Source organism: Nostoc sp. LEGE 12454 (genome assembly GCF_056620565.1).
Genome location: NZ_JBWQXL010000016.1, coordinates 13,470 through 27,799 on the forward strand (window position 1 = coordinate 13,470; position 14,330 = coordinate 27,799).

The 14,330-nt window shown below is 41.4% G+C and carries 12 protein-coding genes; 7 read left to right on the forward strand and 5 right to left on the reverse strand.

The window, feature by feature from the left end:
• Positions 1–17: 17 nt before the first annotated feature.
• On the forward strand, positions 18–512 hold the full coding sequence (msrB, locus tag AC1F2U_RS18005) for a peptide-methionine (R)-S-oxide reductase MsrB (protein WP_094351006.1): 495 nt from the start codon (positions 18–20) through the stop codon (positions 510–512).
• Positions 513–1,021: 509 nt separating this feature from the next.
• On the opposite strand, the gene AC1F2U_RS18010 is transcribed toward msrB, so the two are convergent.
• Positions 1,022–1,621: an MBL fold metallo-hydrolase gene (locus AC1F2U_RS18010; RefSeq protein ID WP_099102462.1), complete on the reverse strand. Its 600-nt coding sequence runs from the start codon at positions 1,619–1,621 to the stop codon at positions 1,022–1,024.
• Between the two features lie 291 nt (positions 1,622–1,912).
• Between AC1F2U_RS18010 and AC1F2U_RS18015 the strand changes: the two genes are divergently transcribed.
• Both AC1F2U_RS18015 and AC1F2U_RS18020 read left to right on the forward strand, forming a co-directional pair.
• A complete protein-coding gene (locus tag AC1F2U_RS18015) occupies positions 1,913–3,091 on the forward strand; it encodes a pyridoxal phosphate-dependent aminotransferase (protein ID WP_480262344.1) in 1,179 nt (392 codons plus the stop codon).
• Positions 3,092–3,583: 492 nt separating this feature from the next.
• Complete coding sequence (locus AC1F2U_RS18020; protein WP_480262432.1) at positions 3,584–3,955, forward strand: four-helix bundle copper-binding protein; 372 nt, start codon at positions 3,584–3,586, stop codon at positions 3,953–3,955.
• 164 nt (positions 3,956–4,119) lie between these two features.
• On the opposite strand, the gene modB is transcribed toward AC1F2U_RS18020, so the two are convergent.
• On the reverse strand, positions 4,120–5,928 hold the full coding sequence (modB, locus tag AC1F2U_RS18025) for a molybdate ABC transporter permease subunit (protein WP_480262345.1): 1,809 nt from the start codon (positions 5,926–5,928) through the stop codon (positions 4,120–4,122).
• Between the two features lie 71 nt (positions 5,929–5,999).
• Here modB and AC1F2U_RS18030 point away from each other — a divergent pair, with 71 nt between their 5' ends.
• Complete coding sequence (locus tag AC1F2U_RS18030; RefSeq protein WP_480262346.1) at positions 6,000–6,173, forward strand: hypothetical protein; 174 nt, start codon at positions 6,000–6,002, stop codon at positions 6,171–6,173.
• Positions 6,174–6,227: 54 nt separating this feature from the next.
• Positions 6,228–8,279 (forward strand): potassium channel family protein, encoded by a 2,052-nt coding sequence (locus tag AC1F2U_RS18035; RefSeq protein WP_480262347.1) that lies wholly within the window; start codon positions 6,228–6,230, stop codon positions 8,277–8,279.
• A gap of 142 nt (positions 8,280–8,421) precedes the next feature.
• Here AC1F2U_RS18035 and AC1F2U_RS18040 read toward each other — a convergent pair whose 3' ends face one another.
• Complete coding sequence (locus AC1F2U_RS18040) at positions 8,422–9,324, reverse strand: class I SAM-dependent methyltransferase (protein WP_480262348.1); 903 nt, start codon at positions 9,322–9,324, stop codon at positions 8,422–8,424.
• A 251-nt stretch (positions 9,325–9,575) separates the two neighbouring features.
• Between AC1F2U_RS18040 and AC1F2U_RS18045 the strand changes: the two genes are divergently transcribed.
• Together AC1F2U_RS18045 and AC1F2U_RS18050 are read left to right on the forward strand one after the other, a co-directional pair.
• Positions 9,576–11,084: a hydroxysqualene dehydroxylase gene (locus tag AC1F2U_RS18045; RefSeq protein WP_480262349.1), complete on the forward strand. Its 1,509-nt coding sequence runs from the start codon at positions 9,576–9,578 to the stop codon at positions 11,082–11,084.
• Between the two features lie 107 nt (positions 11,085–11,191).
• Positions 11,192–11,557 carry a DUF6464 family protein gene (locus AC1F2U_RS18050; protein WP_190941779.1) on the forward strand — a complete coding sequence of 122 codons (366 nt, stop codon included), beginning with the start codon at positions 11,192–11,194 and terminating at the stop codon, positions 11,555–11,557.
• Positions 11,558–11,750: 193 nt separating this feature from the next.
• Here the strand turns inward: AC1F2U_RS18050 and AC1F2U_RS18055 are convergent, their stop codons facing one another.
• Positions 11,751–12,593, reverse strand: a complete 843-nt coding sequence (locus AC1F2U_RS18055) for a fatty acid desaturase family protein (protein ID WP_480262350.1) — start codon at positions 12,591–12,593, stop codon at positions 11,751–11,753.
• A 170-nt stretch (positions 12,594–12,763) separates the two neighbouring features.
• Positions 12,764–13,768, reverse strand: a complete 1,005-nt coding sequence (gene fmt / locus AC1F2U_RS18060) for a methionyl-tRNA formyltransferase (RefSeq protein WP_480262351.1) — start codon at positions 13,766–13,768, stop codon at positions 12,764–12,766.
• Positions 13,769–14,330 lie beyond the last annotated feature (562 nt).

The window sequence follows — 14,330 nt, forward strand, 5'->3', positions numbered from 1 at the left end:
TAGAAAATAATAGATATATGGACAAACGCTATTTTTTACAGGCTGGTGCAGTCATAGTCGGCACAGCATTGTTATCAAGGTATATCAATTGGGGGTCACAAGCAATGACAACTTCTCAAAGTGGATTTGAAGTTACCAAACCAGAGTCAGAGTGGCGCACGATTTTAACGCCAGAACAGTTTAATGTATTGCGTAAACATGGGACTGAACGCCCTCACACCAGTCCATTGGATAAGGAATACGACCAAGGCACTTATTATTGTGCCGCCTGTGAACTACCACTGTTTACATCTGATACCAAATTTAATAGTGGTACTGGCTGGCCTAGCTTCTTTAATCCAATTGAAGGTGCGATCGCCGTTACTGTAGACAAGTCGTTGTTTATGACCAGAACTGAAGTGCATTGTAGTCGCTGTGGTGGTCATCTAGGTCATGTTTTTGATGATGGCCCTGCACCCACTGGGAAGCGCTACTGCATGAACGGTGTTTCGCTGAAGTTTACTCCTGCTTAATTAAGTTGGGTAGGCGTAGCCCGTCGTGACATTGCACACACAACCTAAATCATCAGATTTTGGAGCTTGACCAAGGGTGAACAAATTTTTGACAATAACTTGTCTTACTCAATGCTACTGGACGAAATATTGTCAATTTATGAAAGTGCAACTCTTGGTCTTCGCTAAAGATAACCTAAATCGTTCTATTTGCCTGGTTCTTTTTTCTCCTTTTTGTCTTTAGGATCTTTTTTAGGTTTTTTAGCTTCTTTATTACTTTTTCTTTCCTTTGACATCAGCGTTCTCCAACTAGGTGAATCAGTAAAAGCTTTCGCATTCTGCCGTCAGGAAATCAGGATATTACTTACCTGATATTCTTTTATGGCAAAAAAGAAAGTATCAGACAGAAATGCTACTAACTACCATGATACGGTGTTGTTTGATTTTCGTCTGAGAGCCTTTTCGATCTATTTGAACCACAATCGCCTGTAGGGTAGCATAGCTAGCTGTGCTACCCTAATTTTTTACAGCTACAGCGTCGCTACAAGATCCTTTAAGCGATCGCGTCCATCCCGAAAGACTGGCCAACCATCCCCCACCAACACTGCTTCTACCCGACTCAGTTGAGCCAACCTGCGAACCGAAGCAACAGCCTCCTCTCGATTCAGCAGCTTGTCATCTGGTAAAATCGTCAAGCTACCTGCTTTACGTGCTCGAACTAAATCCCCTGTAATTAAAGTTGTCTCTTCCAGTAACAAAGCCAACTCACCGGGAGTTTTAGAACCATTGAGTTCAATTACCTCCAGTCCTGGGACAAATTCTTCACCATCAGATAGCCAGCGATCGCAAGGTATAGGAAAACTGTCTTTTTCTGCAATCGGGCCAGCAATCTTAGCATAGGTTTGATCGGCAATTTCTTTACTTGCCCTGACATGCTCAGAATTCGTCAGCACAATCCAAACCACACCGCCGAGGGATTTTAGATGATTCCAATCATGGTTTGATAGGGCTACTGGGTCAATCAAGATATTGCCATCTGGGCGAATCCAGGCAATCCCATTGAAATCAATATTTCTTGCCGGATTGAAATTAGACCAGCTATACAGATCGGGACGGTGCAAAGATTTCATGATGATTCTGGATCGGTACTTCAATAATTGACTATTAATCTCAATAATTAAGTATATAGATAATAAGGGCATTGGACATTGGGCACAAGAGGCAGAGGGGCGGAGGGGCAGAGGGGCAGAGGGGAAAACTTACTGCAATTTCTCCCCTGCTCCCCTGCTCCTCTGCCCCCTTGCGTCTTCCTCTAGATCAAAAATTTGAGTATACTACGATAAATCTATCAACATTATGCTTTTTGTCTGGGTTACAGAAATTCTCGGATAACGGCAATAACGATCGACGGAGGTATAGGGGTGAGTAAAATTGGGCGGCAAAAAATATCAGCGAAGGCAGAACAGTTTACAGAGTCAGTGATTCGAGAAATGACCAGGGTAGCACTGCAACACGATGCGGTGAATTTGGCGCAGGGGTTCCCTGATTTTCCCTGTCCCTTGGAGTTGAAACAGGCAGCATATCAAGCCATAGAGGCAGATGTTAATCAGTATGCCATCACTTGGGGCGATCGCCCATTTCGTCATGCGATCGCTAACAAAGTCCGTTGGTATCTCGGTTTAGATATCGATCCCGAAACCCAAATCACCGTTACCTGTGGTTCCACAGAAGCAATGGCATCTGTAATGCTAGCGACAGTCGATCCCGGTGACGAAGTAATTGTATTTGAGCCATATTATGAAAACTACGGCCCCGATGCGATTTTAGCTGGTGCTATACCCCGCTACGTGACGCTGCATCCTCCCCATTGGACATTTGATGAAGCACAGTTGCGTCAAGCTTTCAATGCCAATACCAAAGCAATTATTATCAACACACCCCATAATCCCACAGGTAAAGTCTTCAGCCGTGAAGAACTCACTCTAATTGCTGAACTTTGTCAAAAATGGGATGTGTTAGCGTTCACTGATGAAATCTATGAACATATTCTCTATGACGGCACTCAACATATTGCCCTAGCTACCCTTCCCGGTATGGAAGAACGCACCGTTACTATTAACGGTTTATCTAAAACTTATAGCGTCACTGGATGGCGAGTCGGCTACATTCTGGCAAACCCCGAATTGACAGGGGCGATTCGCAAAGTCCATGATTTTCTCACCGTTGGCGCACCCGCACCATTGCAACGAGCCGGAGTTGCCGCCATGCAACTACCACCATCCTATTATGAAGAATTAGCCAAACTTTATCACCAAAAGCGAGACAGCATTTTACAAATTCTAGACCGAGTTGGAATTCCCTATTTCGTTCCCAAAGGAGCCTATTACGTTCTTGCAGATATTTCCAAATTTGGCTATAAAACAGATGTTGAATTCACTTACCATCTGATTAAAGATATCGGTGTTGCTGTAGTTCCCGGTTCCAGCTTTTTTAGCCAACCAGAAAAGGGACATTCGTTAATCAGATTTTGCTTCAGTAAAAGACCTGAGACATTAAAAGCAGCGAGCGATCGCTTACTCAAATTGCAATCAAATCTATAACCTACATCATATCTTATGTAAGTTGTGAAAATTATTTTTCTTGAGAAATTTTTTTGAAGTGCAGTTGAAATTCCATTATGAATTACGAATTTTTCAGGACATATATCTTCTAGTTAATATAAGTTAATAAAATACAGGTTAATGTAAATTTACAAATGCTTAGTTTAGGCATTCATTTGTTAAAAACAATAACATTATTTTCAAGTTAAATTTAACTTTAACTTTTGATACCCGATATAAAGTTGACTTGCCAAAGGAAACCACACTTGTAACCGAGGGATTCTAAACCTTAATGTATAGTATTTCCCAGAAAAACAACACCAAACTAGTGTAGAATTCCTTCAATTTTCCGGTAATTATATCGGGATAGTAGGCTTAAAAATTCTGCATTAAAAACCCCATTGACTCTTTAAAAGGATAAGACTAATGTGATGAGTAGTGCTTTCAGGGACACTATTTTATCCATCAAAAAATCAGGAGGTATTTCCGATGATGATGATGATGATGACTGAAACCATGACTCCAGAAATGCAGACTTGCATGGATGTTTGTATGGACTGTCATAAAATGTGCATGGAAACCATGACTCATTGCATGAGTAAAGGTGGTCAGCACATGGATAAGAACATGATGAGCATGATGAGCATGATGCGCGATTGCTCTGAAATGTGCATGATGTGCATGAACATGATGATGAGCGGTTCTGAGTTCATGGAACGCACTTGTATGCTTTGCGCGGAAATGTGCGATCGCACTGCAATGGCCTGTGAGATGATGAGCGATGATGCGAAAATGATGGAATGTGCTGTCGCTTGCCGTAAGTGTGCAGAGTCTTGCAGAAGTATGCAGATGATGCCCGCATAATTCTATTACAATCTAGCAGAAGTTTCTCTGCAACCTAATATTCAAGCGCTCAGGCTCTTTCGGTCTGGGCGCTTGAAGTAAGGACTTCTAGAATTATCGGTTGATGCAAGTCTAAACTAATGCTTATGTTTGTGGAATTGAGATCGCGATGTGTATCTCTGCGTTTATTCCATCAAAATCAAGCGCAGCGGATCTAAACGCACATACCAAGGAAAAGGCTGGTCTTTCATTGTCGCCCATTTTTCTTTGAAGACTTCAGCTTGCAGATGGTAATCTTGAGAATTCTTGCCAGCCGAATGTAATTTGAGAAACAATGTCATTCGATGGGGCGTTTCACTTGTTCGTACTACCCAGCAGGGAAAGGTATTTTCCTGTGATGAGTCGTTGGTAAAAATGAACTGATGGGCACGAATGCCGACGTGGGATAATTCGCTCTTGACTGGCTCAATTACTTGCAGAGTACAACACCAATCAATCGCTTCCAGCTGTTGTGATGATTGGAGAACAGCACGGGAGAAGTTTTTGCATCCAGTGAGTTGGGCGACACTCACAGTAGCAGGATGCTGGAAAATATCGTATTTGCTACCATAATGAACGGCTCTGCCATGCTCCAATACCAACAGATTCGGACAAATCCGATAAGCTTCTTCCATATTATGGGTGACAAATAAAGTCACACCTTGATAGCCAGCAAGAGTTTCTGTCATTTGCTGTTCTAATTGACTACGCAGATGTGTATCAAGTGCCGAAAACGGCTCATCCAAGAGCAATGCTTCCGGTTGACTTGCTAATGCTCTTGCCAAAGCTACCCGTTGTTGTTGACCTCCAGAAAGTTGGTGCGGATAGCGATCGCCTAATCCCTGCAACTGCATCGCTATTAATTGCTCCTCCACCTGCACTCTAATACTCCCAGCAGATAGTTTTTTGGGCAAACCGAAAGCGATATTTTGCGCCACACTCATGTGCGGAAATAGTGCATAATTCTGCACTAAAAAACCGATCCGGCGATCGCGGCTGGGTACATTAATTCCTTGTTCCGAGTCAAACAGTACTCTGTCATTTAAAACTATGCGGCCATTTGTGGGCGTTTCTATCCCTGCAAGGCAGCGCAAAATCATGCTCTTACCTGCTCCAGAACCCCCTAACAATCCCAAGGGTTGATCGTCAGTGGTGAAAGCAACTTTTAAATCAAAGCTAGGAAGTATTTTTTCAATATTGACAAACAATCCCCCAGATTCAAAGTTAGAGTCTGGGGTGTAGAGAATTTCTCCCCCTGCTCCCTGCTCCCTGCCCCCTGCCCCCTCTCCTCTCCCCTTTTCCCTCAATTCTTGCCATAAGTTGGCTGCAATAATTCCAGAGAGAGAAATCACCATAATCGCGATCGCCCAAAACCACGCCTCGTTCATTGCTCCCGCTTCCACAGCAAAATAAATCGCCATTGGAATTGTCTGCGTTTGTCCGGGAATGTTACCAGCTAGCATCAACGTCGCACCGAATTCTCCCAAAGCACGGGCAAAAGCAAGCATGGTGGCGGCGACAATGCCGGGTAGTGCTAGGGGTAAACTGATGCGCCAAAAGATTGTAGTTTCAGTTGCACCAAGAGTTCTAGCTACTCGCAGTAGATTACCATCTATTTGTTCAAAGGCTCCCAGTGCAGTTTTATACATTAAAGGGAAAGAAACTACCGTGGCTGCGATCGCTGCACCATACCAAGTAAAGACGATGCTGAAGTCAAAAGCCCCCATGAATTTCCCTACAGGGCCATTTTTGCCAAAAAATAGCAGTAACAAGAACCCAACAACCGTAGGCGGTAAAATTAGAGGCGCAATCAAGATACTCTCAATCAACGATTTACCTTTGCCACGATATCCCAGCATCCAATAGGCAGCAGCGATACCCAAAAAGAAGGTAATAAATGTGGCAAGTAATGAAGTTTTGAGTGATATCCAAAGAGGCGATAAATCCAATGGCATAGTTGCGTAGGGAAAAATTAGCTCAACTAATCCCTAATTTACCAACTTTGGCTTTAATATGTTGGAAAAAGTTGGTAAATTACATCACAATCAATCAAGAAAATCCCAAAAACTATCCAAACTTTAAACAAGATTCGCCTTCAGTTGGGTATCAAATATCAGAATTCGATACGGTTTATTATCATCTGATACTCATCTTGAAACCAACTGGTAAAATTGTATTGTTAGGAATTACCGAAGTGTAAAAACCCTATTAAACACATCCTGTTAGCAGTATCTAATGCTACCGTCAACGGAAAGTGCATTCCCTTCCTATCAGCAATCAAAAAAAACCCCAAGACCTTTTCTTAGTATGCGGACTCAAAAGTTTAGGGCAACATTCCGTTGCAATCCTCAAGGAATACGATGTTAAAGTCAGTGCCATTGAGGATGTGCAGCCCGAACATTGGGAAGTCCCAGAAATACCTAACTTACTAGAAAAGTTAATCGTAGGAGACTGCCGCCAGCCAAGTGTTTTAGAGCAGGCAGGTATAAGGCAGTGTCGTTCAATACTTTTAGTAACTAGAAATGAGCGGATAAATATAGAAGCTGCCTTTGCAGCACGCCGTCTTAATCCGCACGTTCGCTTGATTGTGCGTTCTGACAAACAAAATTTCAACAAACTCTTGTGGGAAAATCTCGGTAATTTTGTTGCTTTTGAACCTACTCATCTTTCAGCTCACGCCTTCGCTCTGACAGCCCTTGGTTCTGAAGCTATTGGATATTTCACTTTAGAAGGGCAACTATTGCAAGTGATAAAGCACCAGGTACAAGCGAAGGATAGCTGGTGTAATGGCAAGCCAGTACATAGACTCAATCTGACAACTCGCCGCATCTTGAGTCACAAATCTGTTTCATCTAAACCACTCAAAGAATTGTTTGGCTGGAACCCAGAGGCAGAAGTGCAGATAGGAGACACGCTAGTTTACATTGATGTGGCATACGATTTAGCTTTCTCTGAACAACGTCGGCAATCTCATAACCAAAAGTGGCAGTGGCAACAGTTTATTCAAGGCATCACAGCGAAAAATCTCAAGGATAAAAAAATAGTGCAATTTTGGCAATCTTACTACCAAAGCCAAAATCAAATCCGGCGAATTGCGACAATCTATGCGATTACTGTACTCATCCTGTGGTTTGTTGGAATAGTTCTTTACCGCTTATATTATCCTGGCATCACCATCCAAGAAGCTTTTTATGCAACAGCAGTTTTGCTCTTGGGAGGATACGGAGATTTATTTGGCGGTGTTGAGTTTGCAGCGCAATCAAAACCCTCAGATGATATCCCTTGGTGGTTGCGGTTGTTTAGCCTGGGACTAACGTTGACAGGTCAAGCTTTCGTAGGAGTATTATATGCACTGTTGACTGATGCTCTCGTCACTTCAAGATTTCATTTTTTCAATTCCCGCCCTCCCATACCACAACGCAACCATCTGATAATTATTGGCTTAAATCGCTTGGGACAGAAAGTAGCTGCTCTTTTGCAAGAACTCAACCAGCCGTTAGTAGGAATTCATCCTACCACTCTCGACCAAGAAACTTTACCCGATATGCCCCTTATCGTTGGTAATGCTCCCGAAGCACTCACGAAGGCGAATATCTCCCATGCCAAAAGCATCATTTTAGTTGGGGACGATAATATGGAAAATCTGGAAATTGGTTTGATGGCTCATGCAATGAACCCCGCCACTACCTTGATTATCCGCTCTCAAGACCGCCAATTTAGTGATAATGTCGCCCCTTTGTTTCCCTACGCTCAAGTTATATGTGGTGCAGCTTTGTCGGCAGAAGTCTTTGCTTGTGCTGCTTTTGGAGAAAATGTTCTGAGCTTGTTTCACTTGAATGAGCAAATAGTCATGGTGACGGAATACAAAATTGAAGATGGCGATACCCTGAATGGATTGCTTTTATCTGAAATAGCATCTGGCTACAGCGTTGTACCGATTCTCTACCAGAAATATCAGCAAGACAATTACTCTTTAATGCCCTGGTATGATGTTAAGCTTGATACTGGCGATCGCTTGATTGTTTTAGCCACAAGCAGTAGTTTACAGCGAATTGAATGGGGTGAAATGCTGCCTCGCCTTTGGCAAGTGCAGATTGAAAAAGCTCTGACTACAAATGCCATTATGTATGGTGCTGAAGAGATAGTTTTGATTACGGGATGTAGTTCCACTACCGCTAGGCAATGGATGAATGATTTGCCTAGAGTGTTGCCGATATCACTTTATAAACATCAAGCTCAACGTCTTGTGCGCGAGTTAAGCAAAGTACAAGTTTTGGCGAATTTAATCTTTATTGGTGAACCTTGAATTTTCCATAACTAGAAGTCATATTATTTGCTGATAATGATTGGAGTTCATAGGAATTTATTGAAAAATAAAAGCACAACATTGTTGTGCTTTTGTAGATTATTTGTATTCAGTTAATTCTGACAACCAAATAGTTTCTTAATCAGTCCAGTTGAGTACTGTAAGCACTAAAACCGTAAGCCAAAGTTTCTTTTAAATTGTCTGATGGCTTGAGACTTCTGTTGATAGCATTAGCAAAAGGTACGGGAATCCCTTTGATGGTTTCCGGCAAAATTGCATACTCTGCTGTTGGTTCGACAATGTATTCTGGACACTTCGCTTTCATCCCAGCAGTAGCTAACATTTCTTCTATTTCAGCAGATGAATATTGTTTGAGATAAACTGGATTTCTCACAAATGGATTCAGCCTTCTGATAAAATTATGGATAATATGAGAAGGGCAAGACTTATTGTGAAAGGAATGATTAAAAACAAAAATTCCACCAGGTTTTAGCACACGAGAGATATCAGCCAATAAATTTCTTAATTGGGCATCTGGAATATGCATAAAAACGCAATTAGAAATTACCAAATCTATAGAATTATCTTCTAAAGGCAATGTTTCAGCAGAAGTGCAAATCAAGTTAAATTCAGCTTCTGGAAAAAAATTGTATTCTTGTTTAACTTTGATTAGCCGCCGCAATAAAGGTTCAGAAATATCAATTCCGTAATATTTCTCACATTTCAGATTTTTCGCTTTCGAGAGATGTAAAGGTGCGCGACCATAACCAGAACCAATTTCCAGAATAGAACCGACAGATTTATTCAACGGAAATTTGTTCCAAGTACCTCCAGGCGTGCCAGTTAGCAGAGTGTAATCTTGTTTAATGGGCGATGTTGCTGCAATTTTTTCAATCTTTTGGGAACCATAGTATGTTTTACCAATTGCATCCCATGTTTTTTTATGTTGAGTATTAGTTAATTGTTCATAGTCGCTAGGAAAATAAATTCCATCTCGTAATTCAAAGTCATTTAGATTGGATTTTACATTTGCTAATTGAGACATTATGATTATCCTCATCAATAGTCAATTCTGTTTTCTGTTATACTCTTAACTCAGCATTAACCGCAAGTGATTTTTACTGAACGGCTTTCCCTAAGCCTTTTTTAAAGTCTATAACTATTTTAAATTCGATGGAATGTGCTAGCAAAGCCCCTATTGCATCCAAGTGAAAACCGCTATAATGACAACCCTTGCTCGATCGAAACACAAGTTCGTATACATTAGTTGATGGACTGCAACAATTGGAGGCTGCGATGGTAGGAGGGTTACAACAAAAACGGGTGGTAGTTGTAGGTGCTGGTTGGGCTGGTTTAGGAGCAACCTACCATTTGGCAAAACAAGGTTATGATGTGACACTTCTCGAAGCAGGCCCCTATCCTGGTGGATTGGTGGCAGGTTGGCAAACAGCCGCCGGAAAATCTGTTGAAGCTGGCATTCATGGGTTCTGGTATCCTTACAAAAATATTTTTTCCCTAATCAATGAATTAGAAATTAATCCTTTTACTACTTGGACTCGTTCTTCGCAATATTCGCCAGCAGGTTTGGAAGTTGAATCACCGATTTTTCAAGATTTACCGCGACTCCCCTCTCCACTGGGAACTTTTCTTTACACTCAGTTTAAACGATTGCCACTAATTGACCGTCTCAGCGCCCTGCCTTTACTTTATGCTGTCGTTGATTTTGACAATTCTGATGCAGCTTGGCGGCGTTACGACTTTGTAACTGCCCGTGAATTGTTCAAAGACTTTAACGTTTCTGCACGACTTTACCGCGAGGCTTTTGAACCAATGTTATTGGTGGGCTTATTTGCCCCTGGCGAACAGTGTTCAGCCGCCGCAACTTTAGGGATGCTTTACTTTTTTATTCTGGCTCATCAACCCGATTTTGATGTGGTCTGGTGTCGGGGAACTGTGGGAGAAAAGATATTTCGTCCTTGGGTGGAACGTATTGAAAAAGCTGGTGCGAGAGTATTGCCTAAGCGTCGGGTTACAGACTTAATTGTTGATAGTAATCAAGTCAAGGGTGTGGTTTGTGGTGATGAAGTAATTGAAGCAGATGCCGTAATTTTTGCGGTTGGAATCACCGGGATGAAGAAAATTGTCTCAACTAGCCCTAGTTTACAAAGTCGTGAAGAATTCCGTAATTTGAGCAATTTAGGAGCAATTGATGTTTTAGCCACGCGGCTATGGTTTGACCGCAAAATTGATATTCCTCGCCCTTCTAATGCTTGTTTTGGATTCGACGCAAGTACAGGTTGGACATTTTTTGATTTGAATGCTCTACATGATGAATATCGAGATGAGCCGGGAACAGTGATTGAAGCTGATTTCTATCACGCCAATCAGTTTCTCAATTTGAGCGATGAGGAGATTTTAGCAATTGTTCAGGGTTATTTAGCAACTTGTGTGCCAGCGTTTCGGCAGGCAAAGATAATTGATAGCAGTATAATTCGGCTACCTCAAGCGGTGACTCACTTTGCACCTGGCAGCTATCGTTATATGTTGCCCGCTAAGACAAGTTTTGAGAATGTGTTTATGAGTGGGGATTGGATTGTGAACCGTCATGGTTCTTGGTCACAGGAAAAGGCTTATGTTACTGGTTTAGAGGCAGCAAATTTGGTAGTGTCTTATTTGGGAAAAGGTCAGCCATCTGAGATTTTAGCTGTAGAAGAGGATGAAGTGCATATCCAAGTGGCGCGATCGCTCAACCAAACTTTGCGTGCCTTGAGCAAATCTATCCTACCTGAATTTTGGTTGCCCTAATTCGTAGGGACGCAAAGAGTGAATCAATAATTGTAATCTAAATTCGGTAAGCTAAAGAAAGCGATCGCGATACCATCCTTATAATGTAAATCAAATCACATAAGCTTATGGAGCCAGACTCTTTACAAACCGAGGTGATTCTGACGCATCCGCGTGAGTCACTCGGTAAAGTGCAACTTGATTGGACACCCCAACCCGGAAACTATCTCGATTTTGAAGGTAAAACCTACGCGGTTTTAGAACGCCGTCATCGATACCAACTTAAAGGTGGGCGCTACCGCTTGCATAATATTGCCATTTATGTACAGTCTGCTAAACGACCATCTGAGAAAAGTTTGGTAGCGGGACGTTGGGTAATCGGTGATGCCACCTGCTGTTACAATGCTCATTCAGAACTCATTCGCTGTGCAGTTAACCCAGATGGCCCTTGTGAATCTTGCCGCTTTTATGAAAAGTTAGAAGTTACAAGTTAGGAGTTAAAAGGTAGTTTTTCACTCTCTCTCTTTTTTACCTACACTGCGAACTATCGTGCAAGGAGGAAAGTGAAAAACTACGTATCTTAACTCTAAACCCTTTCTAGCTCCAAATTTATAAGGTGAATACAAAAGATTCAAACACCATTTTGTAGCCGAGCCAGAGGGTTGGCTTGCTGACTTAGGCATTTACTTAACTGCGTGATAATTGCTTATAGACATTGAATAAGCCGTATGAAATGTCTGAACTTTCTGGGCACAAAACCTGATGTGACTCTGGGAGTTTGTACCAAGGAATAGTCGGGTAAAGATGGTGAAGATAGTGATACCCAGTATTATGAGTTAAAAGATTAATTATCGAGTTAAGGTTTGATCTCGTACCGGATACAGTATTAAAGTGTTCGTGTACCTCAGACCAACATGAATAACAAGAATAACACCATACTAGGGGGACAAACCAGTACAACAGTAAGATTTGTAGATGTCCTGATAAAAAGAAGCTGAGAACAACAACGAACCAAAATAGAAATATCTTAAAGCCGCTTTTGAACGGACGCCAGTCCAATTCTTTCATGTGAAGGTAGGCGTCTTCTAAGAATAGATAGGCAGCAAATCCCATTATTGGTTTAATAAATAAGACAAATAACAAATTTTTATTCGGTTTGTATAAGCCCAACATTTCATAATATTCAGGTATGTAATCTTTATCGCTCCCAAAATAAGTATGATGGGGAAAGTGGTGCTTACGATAAGCAGATACTGTTCTCAAGACAGGAAAAGCATAGAGAAACTCTAACTTTTCATTCCACATCTTTCTCTCAAATAAATTATTGTGTGTTGCTTCATGTACTAATCCTTCTCCCATAGCAAATTGAAAAATGCCGATTGTCCATACGGAAATTAAATAGACAAATATATTATTTATCCAAATGCTAAAAGCCGCAATCAGAAAAATTGCAATCCAGTCTCTCACTAAAGCTAGAAAAGCTTTAAAATCGTTTCGTTCAATAAAATCAATTGGTTTACTTTGATACATCTGTGAGTTATTTAACAAATCAAACTACTAAACTGCTGAAGGCTAAGACGAGGGCGATTAAGAAAGAGCATATTATTATTACTGCTAGATTGTGTTGAACCCAACTAAACTGCCGTAAAAATAAGGATACCATTCAAAATTGCTACTGCTTTCAATTGACTAACTCCCCCTCAACTTCCTGCACCAAAAACTTCTCCCACAGTTAAGCGGCTACCATTAACAAAATCCCATCCCGACTGGGGACGTTTACCGGCTAACTGAACCTCTCGCAACAACAAGAATCCTTCCCCAGTCTGGACAATCGCGCCAATTCCTTTGGTAATGTTAACTACTTCTCCTGGTCTGTCTGATACATTTGACAAATCCGGCAATTTATGCATCAATTCTTGTAATTCTGGTGGGAGATCGCGATCGCTTACAGAACCAAAAGGAGCAGAAGCGGTGATTTTTAGCAAGTTGTTACGAAAAGTAGCCGTGCAGTTAGGGTAAAAGCCTCTAATTTGATTGTGTAATTGGATCGCGCTTTTTGACCAATCCAAACCATAATCTTGTTTTTGAATTAGAGGCGCATAAGTAGCTGCTAAATTATCTTGGGGTATTGGTTGAATTTCTTTACGTTCCAACTTCAACAGAGTTTCTACCAACAAATCCCCACCGATCTCTGCTAATCTATCGGCTAAATCTTGGGCATTATCCAGTAATCCAATCGGTGTAGTGGCTATTTGGAGCATTGCGCCAGTATCCATCCCCACATCCATCAACATAGTGGTGATCCCCGTCTCTCTCTCTCCGTTATACAAACACCACTGAATCGGCGCTGCACCGCGATATTTGGGTAAAATCGAGCCATGCACATTAATGCAAGCCAACTTTGGCATATTCAAGATTTTTGCCGATAAAATCTGTCCATAAGCGACAACAACAAACACATCTGCATCTAATTGTTTGAGTTTGCTTAAAGTTTCAGTGTCTTTTTTCACCCGTTCGGGTTGCCATACTGGTAAGTTGTGAGCAGTTGCGATCGCTTTTACTGGTGTTGGCGTAAGTTTATTTCCGCGTTCCCGGCGTTTATCTGGTTGGGTGACAACCGCCAGCACCTCAAATTCTGAATGATTCAATAATTTTTCCAAGGTAGGTACAGCAAACTGGGGTGTACCAAAAAATACAATTTTCATTAATAATTAGTAGTTTTTAGTCGTGAGTCATTAGTTCATCGTAAGTGCGCCCCTCACAACTGACAACATTTAAGTTGCATGTTGAAACAGAATTCACTAAGCCAGCATCTAACAGGCTCCTGTATTCGGGAGGCAGTTGCAAAATACAGTTGTTAGCTGTAAATAATATTGGCTGTTTGGTGGTACAATATTTTCGTATTCATGAAACCAAAGGCTGCTTGATTAACTTGCCGGGTTAAGTTGACAAGCGTAAAAGCTAGTATTAGCCGCATTTGCCTCTAGTGAAACTAATCACTTAGTGGTTTTTCTTTGCGAGTCGCTAGAGCATCTACCGAGTGAATTTTGTTGTGTTCCCGATCGTCTGCCCGAAATTAACTTTAAATGTAGTTAAATTTCCGAAAAACTATTGCGTCTTCTAACTATTTCTGTAGTTTAGATAGCAATTTATAACTTTGGGTTGCTGATAGCAATATCTTCTGAGTATGATGTATTATGCGTCCGCTTTCCCAGGTTTTTAATTAACGCCTCACGTTTACTATCATGAGGGTTTGCGCTGTTATAT